The 16,605-nt window shown below is 54.6% G+C and carries 12 protein-coding genes and 1 pseudogene; 10 read left to right on the forward strand and 3 right to left on the reverse strand.

Annotated elements, in window-relative coordinates; translation table 11 throughout:
- Nucleotides 1–5 precede the first annotated feature (5 nt).
- From rfbB to LAO76_08060, 10 genes and pseudogenes are all read left to right on the forward strand, one after another.
- The gene (rfbB, locus tag LAO76_08015; protein MBZ5490861.1) at nt 6–1,079 is read left to right on the forward strand and encodes a dTDP-glucose 4,6-dehydratase; all 1,074 of its coding nucleotides are present in this window, start codon (nt 6–8) and stop codon (nt 1,077–1,079) included.
- 26 nt (nt 1,080–1,105) lie between these two features.
- Complete coding sequence (rfbA, locus tag LAO76_08020; GenBank protein ID MBZ5490862.1) at nt 1,106–1,993, forward strand: glucose-1-phosphate thymidylyltransferase RfbA; 888 nt, start codon at nt 1,106–1,108, stop codon at nt 1,991–1,993.
- A 62-nt stretch (nt 1,994–2,055) separates the two neighbouring features.
- Nucleotides 2,056–2,982, forward strand: coding sequence for a dTDP-4-dehydrorhamnose reductase (gene rfbD / locus LAO76_08025; protein MBZ5490863.1), 927 nt, complete (start codon nt 2,056–2,058; stop codon nt 2,980–2,982).
- Between the two features lie 142 nt (nt 2,983–3,124).
- Nucleotides 3,125–3,760 carry a hypothetical protein gene (locus LAO76_08030; GenBank protein ID MBZ5490864.1) on the forward strand — a complete coding sequence of 212 codons (636 nt, stop codon included), beginning with the start codon at nt 3,125–3,127 and terminating at the stop codon, nt 3,758–3,760.
- Entirely contained in the window at nt 3,664–4,422 is a 759-nt protein-coding gene (locus LAO76_08035) for a hypothetical protein (GenBank protein MBZ5490865.1), read from the forward strand. Before LAO76_08030 ends, LAO76_08035 begins: the two co-directional genes overlap by 97 nt.
- Nucleotides 4,319–5,329, forward strand: a complete 1,011-nt coding sequence (locus LAO76_08040; GenBank protein MBZ5490866.1) for a glycosyltransferase — start codon at nt 4,319–4,321, stop codon at nt 5,327–5,329. The genes LAO76_08035 and LAO76_08040 overlap by 104 nt, the downstream gene beginning before the upstream one ends.
- A gap of 152 nt (nt 5,330–5,481) precedes the next feature.
- Nucleotides 5,482–6,903 (forward strand): UDP-glucose/GDP-mannose dehydrogenase family protein, encoded by a 1,422-nt coding sequence (locus LAO76_08045; protein ID MBZ5490867.1) that lies wholly within the window; start codon nt 5,482–5,484, stop codon nt 6,901–6,903.
- 280 nt (nt 6,904–7,183) lie between these two features.
- Nucleotides 7,184–7,585, forward strand: coding sequence for a helix-turn-helix domain-containing protein (locus LAO76_08050; GenBank protein ID MBZ5490868.1), 402 nt, complete (start codon nt 7,184–7,186; stop codon nt 7,583–7,585).
- Nucleotides 7,576–7,886, forward strand: a pseudogene (locus tag LAO76_08055) (glycosyltransferase). The gene LAO76_08050 and the pseudogene LAO76_08055 overlap by 10 nt, the downstream one beginning before the upstream one ends.
- Nucleotides 7,887–8,221: 335 nt before the next feature.
- The gene (locus tag LAO76_08060; protein ID MBZ5490869.1) at nt 8,222–10,459 is read left to right on the forward strand and encodes a phosphatase PAP2 family protein; all 2,238 of its coding nucleotides are present in this window, start codon (nt 8,222–8,224) and stop codon (nt 10,457–10,459) included.
- A 43-nt stretch (nt 10,460–10,502) separates the two neighbouring features.
- Here LAO76_08060 and LAO76_08065 read toward each other — a convergent pair whose 3' ends face one another.
- The 3 genes from LAO76_08065 to LAO76_08075 form a co-directional block, all read right to left on the reverse strand.
- Complete coding sequence (locus LAO76_08065; protein MBZ5490870.1) at nt 10,503–12,956, reverse strand: hypothetical protein; 2,454 nt, start codon at nt 12,954–12,956, stop codon at nt 10,503–10,505.
- Between the two features lie 135 nt (nt 12,957–13,091).
- Nucleotides 13,092–15,455 (reverse strand): hypothetical protein, encoded by a 2,364-nt coding sequence (locus tag LAO76_08070; protein MBZ5490871.1) that lies wholly within the window; start codon nt 15,453–15,455, stop codon nt 13,092–13,094.
- 112 nt (nt 15,456–15,567) lie between these two features.
- On the reverse strand, nt 15,568–16,548 hold the full coding sequence (locus LAO76_08075; protein MBZ5490872.1) for an SCO family protein: 981 nt from the start codon (nt 16,546–16,548) through the stop codon (nt 15,568–15,570).
- Between the last annotated feature and the right edge of the window lie 57 nt (nt 16,549–16,605).

Consider the following 16,605-nt stretch of genomic DNA (forward strand, 5'->3'; position numbering starts at 1 on the left):
GACAAATGACAAGATCACAGCAATCGATTCTGGTGACGGGCGGGGCTGGTTTTATCGGCTCCAATTTCATATTGCATTGGCTGGCGCAGGAAGGTTCGCGCGTGGTGAACCTTGATAAGCTCACATACGCTGGGAATCCCGCCAACCTGGCTGAGCTTAGCGACGACAATCGTTACGTGTTCGCGCGTGGCGACATCAATGATGCGGAGCTGGTAAGCGATTTACTGCAACGCCACAAGCCGGTTGCAATCGTTCATTTTGCAGCGGAAAGCCATGTGGACCGTTCCATCCACAATGCTCAGGAATTTATCCGTACCAACATTGAGGGAACGTTCCAATTGCTTCAGGCCGCGCGCCAGTATTGGAACGGTCTCGCTGAAACGGAGAAGCAGAATTTTCGTTTTCTGCACGTTTCAACCGATGAAGTATATGGATCGCTTGGACCCACCGATCCGGCCTTTACGGAAAAGACGCCATTTGCTCCCAACAGCCCGTATGCGGCTTCAAAAGCTTCTGCCGATCATCTGGTGAGAGCGTTTCATCACACGTATCGACTGCCCACGCTGACCACCAACTGCTCAAACAATTATGGCCCTTACCAGTTTCCGGAAAAACTGATTCCGCTGATGATCCACAATGCGACGATGGGAAAGCCTTTGCCGGTTTATGGCGACGGGTTGAATGTCCGCGATTGGCTTTATGTTAAAGACCATTGCGAAGCGATTCGCCAGGTGCTAAGCAAGGGCCGCGTAGGCGAGTGTTACAACATCGGCGGCAACAGTGAGAAGAGCAATATCGAGGTGATCCGGGAGATTTGTGCGGTCCTTTCTGAGCTAAAGCCCGGCGGCGGATATGAATCATTGGTCACATATGTCAAAGACCGGCCCGGCCACGATCGGCGATACGCAATGGACTGCACCAAAATCCGCAGCGAACTGGGATGGACACCGAGCGAAAGTTTTTCCAGCGGATTGCGCAAGACAGTCGAGTGGTATTTGGCGCATGAAGAATGGGTCGCATCCGTGACTTCAGGCGCATACAGGGAATGGATCAATCTTCACTATCACACCGCACCGTGAAGGCCGGCATAGTTATGGATCAGGGCATGAATCAGGAACGTAAGGGCATTATTCTGGCGGGCGGCTCGGGAAGCCGGTTGCATCCGGTAACCCAGGCTGTTTCCAAGCAACTGCTGCCCATTTATGACAAGCCGATGATCTACTATCCGATCAGTGTGTTGATGCTGGCCCGGATCAGAAACATTCTTATCATTTCCACTCCTGCAGATACGCCGCGCTTTGAGCAGCTCCTGGGGGATGGCCGCCGATGGGGACTCAATTTAAGTTATGCCGTGCAGCCCGCGCCGGAAGGTCTGGCGCAGGCATTCATCATTGGCAAGCAGTTTCTTGCGGGAAGCGCGAGCGCGCTGATTTTGGGCGATAACATTTTTTATGGGCAGGATCTGTCAAATTGCCTGCGGAGCGCTTCAGCCCGGACTGAAGGCGCGACAGTCTTTGCTTATCCGGTCAACGACCCAGAGCGCTACGGCGTGATTGAGTTTGATCGAGCGGGCAAGGCATTAAGCATTGAGGAAAAACCCAAAGCACCCAAGTCCCGCTACGCCGTGACGGGGCTGTACTTTTACGATCCTGAGGTCGTGGAAGTTGCGGCGCAGTTGAAACCTTCAGCGCGTGGCGAACTGGAGATTACGGACGTGAACCGCTGGTATCTTGAGCGTGGCCGCCTTGCGGCAGAAATCTTTGGCCGCGGTATGGCATGGCTCGATACAGGCACACACGACTCTCTGCTTGAAGCTTCTTCCTTTATTCAAACCATTGAAAAGCGCCAGGGACTGAAAGTTTCCTGTCCGGAAGAGATAGCATTCAAGCTTGGGTTCATCAGCGCCGCGGAGCTTGAGGCCCTGGCGCAGGCGCACAGCTCCAATGGATACGGACAATATCTTCGCGGGCTGCTGGAGAGGCCTGCTTTCTAGCCTAATTTGACGTTCGAAAAAATCAATCGAGCAGCACTCACCATGGACATTGTCTTTGCAGGATGAATCGAGCTGATCTAAAAATCGTGATTGTTGGCCGTAACGGTCAACTTGCACGGGAAGCAAACCAGCGATTTCAAGGGCTGGGCCAGATGATTTGTTTGGGACGGCCCGAGTTCGATCTGTTGGACGTAAATAGCGTGCGGGAAGAGATTCGCAAGATAAAACCGACGGTAATAGTCAATACCGCAGCTTATACGGCGGTTGACCAGGCAGAATCTGAGCCTGAAGCCGCAATGAAAATAAATTCCGAAGCGCCGGCAGCGATGGCGGATGAAGCAAAGCGGTTAGACGCATTATTTATTACCTACTCCACTGACTATGTTTTCGACGGAAAGAGCGCCACGCCCTACAGCGAGACCAATCCGACAGCGCCGCTCAACGTGTATGGCGCGAGCAAGTTGAGTGGCGAGCGGGCTGTGGAAGCCGTGGGCGGAAATCATCTGATATTTCGCACGTCATGGGTGTATGGCGCGCGCGGCAAGAATTTTCTAAAGACCATTCTCAAGCTGGCTGCGGAACGACCGGAATTGAGAATTGTGGATGATCAAGTGGGCGCGCCGACCTGGAGCCGTGATCTGGCCGACGCAACAAGGAAGATTATCGAAAAGCTGGTGGCGCGATCCTCTTCAGCCAGGACTTCTATAGGCGAGGCGTTGGGTGATCGCCGCGGCATCTATCACATGACTGCCAGTGGAAGCGTCTCATGGTGCGGGTTTGCAGCCGCGATCCTGGAAGAGATGGGGAAGCATGGTTTATCGAGGGGCACTTTGGCGAAACTTGTGCCCATACCGAGCAGCGAGTATCCAACGCCTGCCGTGAGACCGCATAATTCACGCCTGTGTAATGAGAAGCTGAAGAATGCTTTTGGCGTGACGCTGCCAGCGTGGAGGGAATCCCTTGCAGCCGTAATGAATGAGCTTGGTTGATTAAGGTTACGCTTGAAGTGCGAGTGTCCAGTTTTCAGCCATAATTCACTGGTCAATCCAGAGCACCAGCAATGGTACGATTAGACATTCGGAAGCCTGGAAAGCAGTAATTGCTCGACGAGAAACAGGAGTAGGACTAAAGATGTGTGGCATCGCAGGATTTTGGCAGACTAAACGGCAAGCGGAAATTCCTGCCGAAATTTTGCTCCGAATGGGTACCGCGCTCAAGCACCGTGGTCCAGATGACTCTGGTGTGTTCTATGACGATTCCACTGGTGTAGGGCTTGTCCATCGACGCTTGTCAATTCTTGATCTTTCACCCGCCGGCCATCAGCCGATGACCTCGCATTCAGGCCGTTACGTAATCATCTTCAACGGCGAAGTTTATAACTTTGAAGAAATAAGAAAAGAGCTTGTCCCTGGCCATGCCTGGCGAGGCCACTCCGATACTGAAGTGATGCTGGAGGCGTTTGAGCGCTGGGGCGTGGAAGGAGCTGTGCAGCGGTTTGTCGGCATGTTTGCTTTTGCTCTTTGGGACCGTAAGGAGCGGAAGCTTTATCTTGTTCGCGACCGACTGCAGCAATTTGACTTCAGCCGTGAAATATTGCGGCAACAGCGGCTGGTAAAGATGGCATCATTTCCGTCTCCGTTGACGATCGCTGTCCCGGACGCGCGGCTGAAATGGCTAACGCGTACATTGACGAGCTGGAAAAACTTACCAGAACGCTGGCCATTACTGACGCCGGCAAGCGGCGCATCTTCTTTGAGCGCGAAGTAAAAGACGCCAATGACGAGCTGGCCGCCGCTGAATCGCAACTCAAGCAAACTGAAGAGAGCACCGGCATTATCCAGCTTGATAGCCAGGCCAAAGTAATGCTGCAGGCTTATGCCGACCTTCGTGCCCAGGTCGCCATGAAGCAGGTTGAACTTCAGTCAATGCGCTCTTTTGCCACTCCAGAAAACCCTGATCTCATCCGCGTGCAGCAGGAACTGGCCGCTCTGCAGACCCAGCTTTCGCGTTTTGAACGCGGACAGGGAACTCATTCTCCCACTGACCTGGCGCTGGAAAAAGTGCCCGGCGCCGGACTTGAATACGTCCGCAAGTTGCGCGAAGTAAAGTACCGTGAGACCTTGTTTGAGCTTTTGGCCAAGCAATATGAAGCCGCCCGCATTGACGAAGCCCGCGACGCCTCCGTTATCCAGGTCATGGACAAGGCCATCCCGCCGGAAAAGCGGTCCTGGCCCAAGCGCGGGCTCTTTGTTATGGCCGTCACGTTATTTGCGCTATTGCTCGGCATTCTGCTGGCCTACCTCACTGAAGGTGACGAGGGAACAATTGGCCCTCGCGCTGGGCGTCCCGGTCCATTGCCTGGGATTGAGGCGCAATGCGCCGAACCCTTTTCGCGTCCTCTCCATCCTGCCGCTGGCCCGGCGCATTAGTCCCCAGCTTGTCCAGGGATGGATGTATCACGGCAACCTGATGGCCAGCATGGCCGCGCTGGCCTGGCGGAAAAATGCCGTGCGCCAGAAGCCGCCGGTGCTCTGGAACATCCGGCAGACCGTTTACGATCTGCGCCGTGAGCGATGGCTGACCGCGAGACTCATTCGCCTGGGCGCGCGTCTTTCCGCCGGCCCCGCTGCCATCATTTACAACAGCCAAACCAGCGCTAGCCAGCATGAGAGTCTAGGCTATCGCGCGGAAAAACGAGTGATCATTCCCAATGGCTTTGACTGCCAACTCCTGCGTCCGGATGAAGCTGCGCGGAAGGCAGTTCGGGCAGAACTGGTCATCACCGACGATATTGTTTTGGTCGGCTTGGTAGCTCGCTACCATCCTATGAAGGACCATGTAGGTTTCCTCAAGGCTGCTGCCATGGTAGTTCGATCTCATCCGCAAACTAGGTTCGTGCTGGATGGGAGCGGCATTAGCTGTAAGCAACCAGAGTTAGCGGAAGCAATCCAGCAAAATGAACTTCAAGCCCACGTTATCCTGCTGGGTGAGCGATCTGACATTCCACGCTTGAACAATGCATTCGATATCGGTTGTTCCGCCTCCGCCTGGGGAGAAGGTTTTTCCAACTCCATTGGTGAGGCCATGGCCTGCGGCGTTCCGTGTGCGGTAACAGACGTGGGCGATAGTGCGTACATTGTGGCCGATAGCGGTTTTGTTGCTCCGCCGCGTGCACCTGAAGCTCTTGCCCATGCTATTGTACGCCTGATTAACGTGGGTAGATCGGGCCGCCAGCAGCTAGGAGCCAAGGCGCGGCAACGAATTGAAACCGAATTCAGCCTTCCGGCCATTGTCCAAAGGTATGAGGATCTTTACCTGACCCACTTCCAAAAATAATTTTCGTCTTAGCATCAAAATGCCGCCTCAGGCGATGCACCTAATTCGCTACGGAACACTCTTTGTTCATCCTAGGAGAAATAAGTCCGCAAACTTGTTCAATCCATCTGGTAAAGTACTTATTCATCTCCACTCCCAAAGAGAGGCTACTGGTGCAAATTGCTGTCATCGGTTCTGGTTATGTAGGGCTTGTTGCTGCGGCTTGCTTTGCCGAACTTGGCCACAAGGTTGTGTGTGTGGACAACAATGTAGAGAGGATCGCCGCCCTGAACGCCGGGGAAGTCTTAATCCATGAGGAATTTTTGCCTGAAGTGCTGGGACGCAACCATGGCCGGCGGCTGACATTCTCTTGTGATTCGGCTGAAGCCATCCGCGGGGCCACCGCCATTGTGATTGCGGTGGGAACGCCACAGGGGGCCGACGGGCAGGCAGATCTCTCCTATGTGGAATCCGTGGCCCATGAGATCGCGCAGCGGTCGAATGGCTACAAGCTGATCGTCGAAAAGAGTACCGTACCCGTCTATACCAATGCGTGGATACAGAAGTTAATGCTGCAAAACGGCTGCGCCATTGAAGATTTTGATGTTGTCTCCAATCCTGAATTTTTGCGTGAGGGAACTGCTGTAACTGATTTCCTTTATCCAGACCGGATTGTGGTTGGCGCGGACAGCGATCGGGCCAGAAAACTCATGCGGGAAATTTACGCACCGCTGCTCAACGGAAGCTATTCCCGTGAGTCCGGAGCTGTTCCCGGTCCGGATAGCGTTGAGGAGATGGAGTATCTGGAAACCTCGACGCAAAGCGCGGAACTCATCAAGCACGCTTCGAATGCTTTTCTAGCCATGAAAATCTCTTTCATCAACATGGTAGCCAATGTGTCAGAGCGTGTCGGGGCTGATATTGAAGAAGTTCGCCGCGGAATCGGAAGCGATAAACGTATCGGCCAGAAATTTCTGAGGGCCGGAATAGGTTATGGCGGTTCCTGCTTTCCCAAAGACGTCGCTGCATTTCAATCTGTAGCGCGTGCGTGCGGCAGCCGCTGGAGCCTGCTGGAAGAAGTATCGCGTATAAACCAGGAGCAAATTGACCGGTTTTTGCAGAAAGTTCGTAAAGCAGTGGGAACACTCAAAGGCAAGCGCATTGCCGCCCTGGGGCTGGCATTCAAAGGCGGTACGGATGACATACGGGAATCACCGGCAATCAATGTCATCCAGGGCCTGCTGGCGGAAGGCTGCAAAATAATCTGTTTTGACCCTGCGGCAATGGGAAAAGCAAAAGAAGTTCTGGGAAAGACCGTAACTTACGCCAGGGACGCTTATGCCGCGGCGGACAATGCTGACGCGCTGCTTATCTTGACGGAATGGAAGGAGTTTGCGGCGTTGGACCTTAAGCGTATGAGTAGATTGCTGGCTGTTCCCCTGGTTCTGGATGGAAGAAATTTATATTCTCCTGAAACGATGTCACAGGCTGGGATCACTTATTACAGTGTGGGACGGTCAAACCGCAAGAACCACTCCGTGGATTTTGCCATGCAGGATGGAGCACTCCAGTTGCGGCCAATTTCCGGAGATTAAAAAAACTTATATAGAAAACTATTGGCAATAGCGGTATATTGTTTTACTTTGATATATCAAAAATGGGAAACGTTAACATTTCTTAATTATCCGTTTGTCTCAGTTCACTTGTACGATGGACGACACCCCGATAATAAAAACAGCTTTAGGAGAAGGCAATGAGGGTTCTTATAACCGGTGGTGCGGGTTTTATTGTGAAGATGCACCAAAATAATGTCACCCCTTAACTGCAACGAAAAAATGTCACCCTTAAAGGATGGTGACCTTGAGCCAGAAGGAGTTGCAGAGAATGCGAGTGATTGAAAAAGCAGTGGACGGGCGGCTGAGCGTACGTGAAGCCGCCGGTCTACTGCAGCGCAGTGAACGCCAGGTGCAGCGCCTCAAGCGCCGTTACCGGCCCGACTCCGCCGACTGGGTGCGGCATGGCAATCGTGGTAAACCCAGAACCTGGGCCCTGGATCAATCCCTGCGTCAGCGCGTGTTGGAATTAGCTACGGGCAAGTATGCCGGCTTCAATGACTCTCATTTGCGGCAAAAGTTGGTCGAGAACGAAGGCCTTACCTTGAGCCGAGAGAGCGTACGTCGCGTTTTACGCAAGGCCAAACGCCCCTCTCCCCAGAGCGTCGTCCACGTCAGTATCGCTCCCGTCGTCCGCGCCAGCCCCGTTTCGGACTGGCGCTGATTGAAGCGGCCGCCAAGCGCGCAATTGTTGCCACTGACGTGCCGGGATGCAGAGATATTGTCCGGCATGGAACCAATGGGCTTCTGGTGCCGCCTAGAAATCCTGCCGCGCTGGCCGACGCCATTACGCAGTTATTGAATGACGCAGCATTGCGCGCTGAAATGGGCCGCCGCGGGCGCGAAATAGTGGTGAACGAGTTCTCTGAGGAAAAGTGATTCAGCAAACGCTGGCCCTATACCGCCAGATGCTCAGTGGCGGCACGGCAACGGTGAATGCCGATAACCCGGTCCGCGAACTTTGAGCTACGCCTGTCGGCAATACCAGATACACTTTTCCTCATATTTATCATGAAATTTAATTTCTTAGTGCATCGCATTTTACCGGGCTTGCTCCTTCTGGCTGTGGCTTCCGACGAAAGGTGCGTTCCTGCCATGGCAAGATGAACAAACGGCAGTCCATGCGCCTGATTTACCTTCCGCCGACCCAAAAACCGAGGCAGAGGCAGAGCAGGGAACAAGTTCATCTTCAAATTCCTCATCATTGCCGGCAGCGCAATCTCAGCTGCCAGGCGAAAGCAAGAAAAAAACCGAAACAAAAAAGCAGGCAGAGCGCACACAAGGAACATCGTTCAAGAGAATGTTCCTGAATGTTCCTGGCGACCAAAAAGCCATCTGGACGAGCCCACTCCATATCCGCGCGATAGATTCTTTTTGGTTGTTGCCTCTGGGCGGGGTAACCGCAGGCCTGATTGGCAGCGACGAGCACAGCATGGCGCGGGCGCGCTCGAACGCGGATGCCATTAGGCTGGGGAAAAATGTTTCTGATATTACGTTGGTTGGCATGGCTTCTGTTCCCGCGCTGATGTATGCGTGGGGCGGACTCCACGGTTATCCCCGTGCAAAAGAAACGGGGCTGCTTTCCGGTGAAGCCCTGATCAACAGCTACATCGTAGATGAGGCGCTTAAACTTGCTTTCGCGCGCGAGCGCCCAACCACGGTTGACGGACAGGGCAGGTTCTACCAGACGTTAAGTGATCCATCGTTCCCGTCCGGCCACTCAATCCTGGGTTGGACGATGGCTTCAGTGATTGCCCATGAATATCCTGGGTGGCTTTCGCAGTCTCTTGCCTATAGCGGCGCTACAGCTATCAGCGTTAGCCGCGTCGCTGGTCGCAAGCACTTTCCTGCCGACGTGGTAGTTAGTGGCGCTATGGGGTGGCTCATCGGGCGCCAAGTTTATCGCGCGCACCATGATCCAGATATCGATGACGCTGAATACGGTTCGTTTGAATCCGATACGCAAGAAGACCGCCGGTCACGCATGGGATCGGTCTTTGTCCCTCTGGATAGCTGGATTTATCCTGAGTTAAAGCGCCTTGCCGCGATGGGATATGTCCGCACGCAATTCCTTGGTCTTGAGCCCTGGACGCGTGAAGAATGCCTGCGGCAGATACAAGAAGCGGAATACTTTGCGCAGGACCCCTCCACGCCTCACTGGATAGCGCGGACAGTTGAACTGCTCAAATCAGAATTCATCCAGGACGGGCAACACTTTTACAGCGCGAGCCTCGATTCTGTTTATGGCCGTTACCAGAATATTTCTGGTGTGCCATTGCGCGACAGCTATCATTTCGGGCAAACCCTCTGGAATGATTTTGGCAGGCCTTACGATCAAGGCAGCAGCATTGTTACAGGCGCTTCCGGTAGCGCTGTAGCCGGAAGATTTTTCTTCTATGCTCGCGGCGAGTATCAGCACGCTCCGGGGCGCGGGCCTTTGACCCAGGCGCAGAGCAACCTGATTGCCTCGCTGGACCAGAATCCGGTGTTGCCGCTCTCGCCGGTTTCCGCCATCAATCGTTTCTATCCTGTCGATATCTATGCTGGAGTTCAACTGGGTAAATTCGCATTTTCATTCGGAAAAGAAAGCATGTGGTTGGGTCCGGGCGAAAGTGGCCCGCTGATGCTGAGCAACAACGCTGATCCCATGTATGGTTTGCACCTGACACAGACCACCCCGATTCAACTGCCCTGGATCTTCCATTATCTGGGCCAGATCAGCACTGAATTCCAATTCACAAAATTATCCGGCCACCAGTTCCCGGCGCGACCGTTCTTTAATCTCCAAAAAGTCAGTTTTCACCCCACAGAAAATCTTGAGCTTGGATTCACACGTGCTTCAATCTGGGCTGGAGTGGGCCATCCTTTTACAGCACAGGCATTGGCCAGGAACTTTGGATCGTTTGGCGATAGCGGCCTTCCAGCCAAAGATCCCAATGATCCGGGAGATCGCAAATCGGGATTCGATTTCTCTTACAAAATCCCCGGACTGAGAAATTGGTTAAATTTATATAGTGACTTTTATAGCGACGATGATCCTTCACCATTGGCCAGCCCGCGCCGCGGCGCAATGAGTCCTGGATTATATCTCTCGCATTTTCCGGGACTGTCCCGGCTCGACCTTCGCGTTGAGTCCGCGTCAACGCAGCTCATGGGGGTGGACCATGGCGGGACATTCCTGTACTACAGCGTCGAATATCACGATTCCAACACCAACAAGGGAGTCTTGTTCGGAAATGCGACAGGACGCGACGGCCGCAGCTATCAGGGCTGGAGCACATATCATCTTTCAGCCGGGACGAGCATCCAGCTAAGCTATCGAGAAGTGAAAGCCAGTTCGTTGTTCCTGCCGGGCGGTGGAACACAGAGTGACGCCAGCACGCACTTGCTGTGGAGAGTCCGCCCCGATCTCCAACTCGACGCATTCGTGCAATACGAGCGCTGGTTAATTCCCGCCCTCAGGCCCACGGCGGAGCACAACGTGACTGGCCAGTTGCAACTCACGTTCAATCCCAAGTGGCGCATTCATGCCGACTGAGCAGTTGCGCCTAGCCGCAGGTCTGATCCCCAACCAAAAGCCTTTACGGTCGCGCCATGTTTTGCAGGAACGCCGGCAGCGGCATAGCTCCATTCTTGCCATTTGAGGGAATGGTCATATATATATCCTGGGCTTGCCCGGGATTGTTGGGATCCGGCAAAGGATACCCGTTGCTATCCACCGGATGACCATTTGGCACCATGAGCGACGGATGATCAAACGGCGCTACCTGGTTCAATGTGCGCGCATCCAACAATCCGTTGCGCATGAAGTCAACCAGGTCGGTCTTCTCCTGCTGCGTAAGACCCAGCACCTGGATGTTGGGATCCATCAGACAGTTGATAAGGCTGGTGGTCGCGGGGCAGTTTGGCTCGTCGGAAGCCAGCGGAAAATCTCCGCCACGATCATAGAACTCTACTACCTGTTCCAGAGTGAGTTGTCCTCCATTATGAAAATACGGTGCAGTCAGGGCGACATTGCGCAGCCCCGGAGTCTTCACGTCGGCATAAGCCGCGATAGGGTCGTAACAGCCCAGCGGTGACGGCGGAATTCCGTCGCCGGGGCGTCCGGGAATAATGGGCGCGGTACCGCCGGCACAAACGCTGATCTGGGCAGTTGCTGCGTCAGAGAGAGGCAGACCGGAACTGGGAATGCCATCAACGTCAGACAATCCGATATCTTCGTGTCCTGACCGCGCGCCAATGTGGTAGAACCCGGAATCGTAAACCCGGATCGTGAGATCGCCCATGATCATGCGCTCCATGGGCGACTGGCTCACGTGGGTGACGGAAGCGTTCGTCAGTTCAGATCCTCCGTGGCACAGGATGCAGCGGCCTTTGGTTTCAAAAACCAGCAAGCCACGAAGCTGTGGCGTTGTCATGGGCGTGGTTCCAACACTGTAAGCAACTTTGGTCGGGAAGCCGGTGGGCGGCGGCAGCTCAAAAAATATTTGTCCCTGGCCTGTGGAGTAGTTGATGAAGCCTGACACTATGCCGACGCCGGTGATGCCGCCACTTCCATTATCAAAAGCGAAAACGTTCTGGTCGCTCTTGTCCAGGGCGGGATTGAAGGCCTGCACTGACACGCTGTAGGGAACCACATTCTTGGTCAGAGTGAAGCTGAATGAGTTGGTAACGTTATCAGCCGGAATGTTAAACACGCTCTGCTGGGCCAGATACTGGTCCAGCGGCGTCTGGTCCGCGCGCAGAGTGCTCTCATAGGCCTGTATGGCTATACCCCAGAACAACGAGAAGTTATATTCCATCTGGGAATAATCTGACGTGCCTGCCGGACAAGTCTGGGCAGGCTTTGCTGTTGGGTTGATCAGGGTTTCTGAGCCGTCTCCGGCCACGCAGATGTGCCAGACGGATTGCCACCACTGCGGCTGGAAAGCGCTCTTAATCAACGCAGGATAGCTGATGTTGATGCCGCGCTTGGGCGACTTACTGTTCTTGCCCAGGACGCTGTCGTTGGAATCAACCAGTTGGGCGGCCAGCGGACCGCCTGTGGCTGACAACGGATTTAGAGACATCAGCTTTCTCCCGAGTAACGGGAAATTGCGCCCAGCGGCGGACATTTCAAAATTGCTGAGCGCCGGTCCAAGGGCTTGGGAACACAATGCCGAGTTATTCAAACGAACCAGCCCCGCCGTTGGCACGGAGGTAGTGGTGGAGGCGGAGAAAAAATGCGACGAAGCGTCCCGCTCGCCAAAAGGATTTGCGCCGTTGCAAATGTTGCGCGCGCGTCCATCCCAGAAATTGCGGAAATTAAATACTGCATTGACTACGCTCGGAGAGTTGCGTGGCTCAACTTTTCTGGTGTTGATGAGCTGCCCTGGATGGCTGGGGTCAGGATAAGAAAAGTTAGCGTCGGGAGTGGATGTGCTGTTGTCAACGCTGGTGCCCAAAGTTACTGAGTTGAAGTTCCTGGCGAATACACCCTGCGAGGAGATCACGTCATGATGGTTTGCGCCGGTATTGTAAGGAACCGTGTCGAGATCACTCGTGGGTTTATACAATGGGAAATCGCCATCGTGGTAGCCGCCAAAGCCTGCGCCCGGAGTCCCGGCATGCATTTGGTAATTCGGATAGTACTCACTTCCCATCAAGACGCCCATCGTGAATATGTTGAAATTAGGTGAGCTGGGGTCCTTGTCCCTCAGCCCGGGATCAATCTGGTTAAAGGTGCGGCTGTCAGCGCCCGCATTGAAGTGGCAGGAAGCACACGCCTGCACGCCGTCGCTGCCCACTTGCTGTTCCCAGAAGAGAGCTTTGCCCAGAGCGATAGCGGAGGTTTGATTGGCCACGTAAGTACTCAAGCCGTTCACGGAAGGATTAGGTACGGCAGAGAGCGGCTTGATTGGAAGTTCCGGGAGCGCCTTCTTGGGGGAAGAGGGAGCCATCTGCGCCCGCACAATGGTGAATGAAAAGAGCACCGCACCGGCCAGCATTAATATCAGCAAAAAAATTCTATAACTGCGTTTCATAGTCTTATTCATAACCTTCTCCCCAAGGGGACATCCCCAGGCTCACATCCACGTCAGCGAGCACGTCGACATGTAAAACAAGTTCATGGCTGGCAGCCCTGGCTTGCGCTTGCGCGTGCTGATTCAAGGCTGCCAGCCGCTAATTTCCTACTTAATTCTGGTTATAGCCGAGCTTGCCGATCCGCCATTCCCAGATGTGACCGTCACAAGATTCGGCGGCGCGATACCGACGAACGTAACCGTGTAATTGCCCGCGCCCGCATTCGTCATCAATGCTGCGTAGGGTTGGCCGGTGGACGTATTAATAATGTCAAGCGTGGCCAGCATGCAGCCGGGCAGCACGTTGGTTACAGTGCAACCTGTTGGACTAGCGAGCACCACGTTGGTAGTTGCATTTACATCGAGCCGCGCTTTGCTGGTCCGATAAACGGCGCTGGTGATGGTGACAACATCCGATTGTTTAACGTTGGTGACTTTCAGGGTGAAAGTGGAAGTGGCTGTGCCAATCACAACTCCATTGAGCAGCTGTGTCGCTACCAGAGTAATGTCCATGTTCCCCGAGCTGAAGGGCGTAAACGTCGCTAGCGAGCAGTTGAACGTCACGCATTGCAATGCCGCTTGCGGCTTCAGCGTCCATACAAAGTTTGTGGCGCCGGATTCAACAGACGCTCCGGCATCCAGAGTTACGGGATTTCCCACCGTGGCAGGAGACGAGATGCCATCCGGTGTCACGGTGAAATTGGCGTTCAGTGCAGGCGCCGTGCCGGGGGTACAACTGGTCGCCGGCGCAACCAGATCGGGCCACGGAGAAAGTTGGCCAGTCATGTAGGTCGGGTTGCCGCTCAGTGGCCCAGAACCATTTACCAGCCACGGAAAATCCAAAAAGTTGAACGTCACAACAGGACCGCCAACGATCAATGTTTCAGGGAAAATAAACGTGAAATCAGGCGCGTTGTATTGTCCATAGGCAATCCCGTTGGCGGAAATCGTGGGACTTGCCAGAGGCACGCCGTTTGGATCGGTGGTGCTGGCGCTGAGATAACCGGCATAACCGGATAACCGGACGCGCACCAGGCTTACCGGCGGCAGAAAGGCCCCGCCCGCGGGAACGAATTTAAAGCGCCCTTTCTTTGCGCCGATCGGCGGACCTTGATCAACAGAAAACGCCAGACTCCAGGGCGCTGAGAGCCGGTCCGTCAAGGTGCCATTGCAGTCCTGATCCAGAGCCAGAATGTCCAGAGGGCGAGAGGGGTCTGTCATGAAACCTTCCACTCTCACTCTTGAAGTTGCTTCCTGGGGAAAGTTCGGATTAGGAACGCCGCCAGTGCCCTGCAGCAAAACGTCAATCGCGATATAGGCAGGATTGGATCCCGGCGAAGTGTATACGCCCACGTTGCCGATTACCTGATAGGCGGCAATGATGTAATTATTTTGGGAAGCGGTCAGATCGAGCACGCAGGCGGAGCTGGTGCCGGGCCCGGTTCCTGCCGCGCATGGAGGCATCAGCACTCCTGCATACGTGACAAAGTCACCTACTTCAAAAGGCATCTGTTCCCAGGGATCGGTCACGCCACTCGGCGGTGTAGTAATGGGATTGGAGCGGGCCGCCGCCATGGTGAAAGTGAGAGCAAAAGCTCCTGACGTATCCAGCGGACGGTTGCGCTGGGGACAACGGTCATCTTCAGTAGAAAGAATCGAAGAGCCGGGAATGATCGGGTGCGGTGCAGCAGTGCCCGGCGCTACGCGAGGAATGCACATGGGATAACCGGTCACGCTGCGAATCGTTGGATTGGATTGATCGACCGTGAAGCGTATGTCCGGGCTTTGGCCCATGGAAAAGCGGCCTACATTTCTGCTGGGAACGGCTGGATTTGTGAGGCCTGCAATCGGCGGGTCATTGAGCATTACCGCCCTGCCGTTTACGACCATGATTCCGTTCGCGTAGTCGATTGCAGTGATGAATCCCGAAGAGGAGTTCAGCGACTGTTGCGATAGGAAGATGAGGCCCGCGATGTAACACGGCGATGTTAAGGGAAGGCCCGTGCTGGGATCGGTGTGCGCTCCGCAGACGGCACTGGCTACGATGTTGCCCTGAACGTGGGCCTCCCACGTGCCGGGCATGCAACCAACGCCCACGCCGACGGGCGGCAAGCAATCGGCAAGCGCCAGGCCGGAAGCCGTGCCAAACTTGCTTACCGTTGCGGGCGCCTGAGCAAAGACCTGTCCCCAACTCAACGTAGCCGCCGGCATTTGCACAATGCTATTGGCCGGCACGATGATCACATGATCGTTGACTTTAATTGTGCCGCCGGAGAGGAGGTCTCCCGCCGTGCCTATGGGGCGATCAATGGTGGCCGCCTGAATAAAGCCAACTGTATCAAAGCCGGCCGACTCAGTTGTAAGGGCGCCACTTTGCGGCACTGCGGGTATGTTTGCCACGAATAAAAGCAGCGAGATACAAACGAAGCCGGCGATGGCCAACATCGTTTTTTTACTAGTGCATGAATACATGGGAAGCTCCTTGGCGGACGCGCCTCAAACTCGTGTTGGCTTACAGGAACGGTGCCGGCGTGGCTGGTGAGTGGGGATTGAACCAGCTTTTCCGCCGGCACTTCTCAACAATTCATCTTGGTTGCTCTGGCATGGGTGCCTCGGTTGTCGGCGCTGCAACAGCTGATTGCTTTTCCATATAGCCGATCAGCAGCTCCGTGGTCGCAGCATCGAAATGCAGGTTTGGCATGCGCACATCTTTGTATTTTTTCAACAAGGCATTGGCCAGCGGATCGCCATTGTCCAGCAGTTCCTCCGGCACCTGGACGATTTTCCGGAGCCACTGGGGATCGCGGATCTTCGTTAGGCCCTTCAGGTCCGGACCAATGGATTCTCCGCCACCAATGGTGTGGCAGGCCGCGCATTGCGTGAAGAAGACATATTTGCCATGATCGTCGTATTTGACAGCAGGCGCATCGGCATAGCTCTTGCCCGATGTCATCTTTTTGGTGCTGGTCCAGCTATTCATCCAGTCACCAATCATGATGGCCAGGAAGCGCGGGTTATCCAGGGCATTGTTGCGCAGCCACTGTCCGGTAGCTTCATTGCCCAGCAGCAGATGAGCCGAGTGGCCATCGCGGTCACCCGGAATGGGGTCTTGAAACCCAAGCTTCTTGTTGATGAGCGTGATGTCTTCTTTCTTGCCAGTAAGGAAGAGCCAGCCGGGGCCGGCGTGGTATGTGTCGGCATATTCCTTCATGGCCGCCGGAGTGTCGCGTTTAGGATCAATGCTGATGGAATAAAAAAAGATATCTTTGCCCACGCGGTCGCCGAGCATCTTCTGCACCTGGGCCAGGCGCGCGGTTTCCAGAGGACAGATGTCTATGCAGTGGGTATAGAACTGTTCAATGGCCACGGTCTTGCCCTTGAGCAGATCGTCATAAAAATGCAGCTTGCGGCCAAATTGGTCAGTTAGTTCAACGTTAGGAAAATAATTGGCTCCCCAGTGGTTTTCATAGGCGGCCGCCGGGGCGGGGCCAAAAGAAATAAGAATTGTGGACGCAAAAATCATGGCGGCCACGCCGGCAAGACTTGCCCAACTCTTCGGTCGCATCGTACTGCTCCTTTCACGGTTCATTCGGACTCTTGAAGAACCCGGCGGGCCGTCCCA

This window comes from Terriglobia bacterium (assembly GCA_020072645.1).
Classification (GTDB): Bacteria; Acidobacteriota; Terriglobia; order Terriglobales; family Acidobacteriaceae; genus Angelobacter.

What these genes read in the sequence shown, in the direction of transcription:
- LAO76_08075 (MBZ5490872.1), bottom strand. Translation starts at nt 16,548, where the DNA reads ATGCGACCGAAGAGTTGGGCAAGTCTTGCCGGCGTGGCCGCCATGATT.
- LAO76_08070 (MBZ5490871.1), bottom strand. Translation starts at nt 15,455, where the DNA reads ATGTATTCATGCACTAGTAAAAAAACGATGTTGGCCATCGCCGGCTTC.
- LAO76_08030 (MBZ5490864.1), top strand. Translation starts at nt 3,125, where the DNA reads ATGTGTGGCATCGCAGGATTTTGGCAGACTAAACGGCAAGCGGAAATT.
- LAO76_08065 (MBZ5490870.1), bottom strand. Translation starts at nt 12,956, where the DNA reads ATGAATAAGACTATGAAACGCAGTTATAGAATTTTTTTGCTGATATTA.
- rfbD (MBZ5490863.1), top strand. Translation starts at nt 2,056, where the DNA reads ATGAATCGAGCTGATCTAAAAATCGTGATTGTTGGCCGTAACGGTCAA.
- rfbA (MBZ5490862.1), top strand. Translation starts at nt 1,106, where the DNA reads ATGAATCAGGAACGTAAGGGCATTATTCTGGCGGGCGGCTCGGGAAGC.
- LAO76_08060 (MBZ5490869.1), top strand. Translation starts at nt 8,222, where the DNA reads ATGTTCCTGAATGTTCCTGGCGACCAAAAAGCCATCTGGACGAGCCCA.
- LAO76_08035 (MBZ5490865.1), top strand. Translation starts at nt 3,664, where the DNA reads ATGGCTAACGCGTACATTGACGAGCTGGAAAAACTTACCAGAACGCTG.
- rfbB (MBZ5490861.1), top strand. Translation starts at nt 6, where the DNA reads ATGACAAGATCACAGCAATCGATTCTGGTGACGGGCGGGGCTGGTTTT.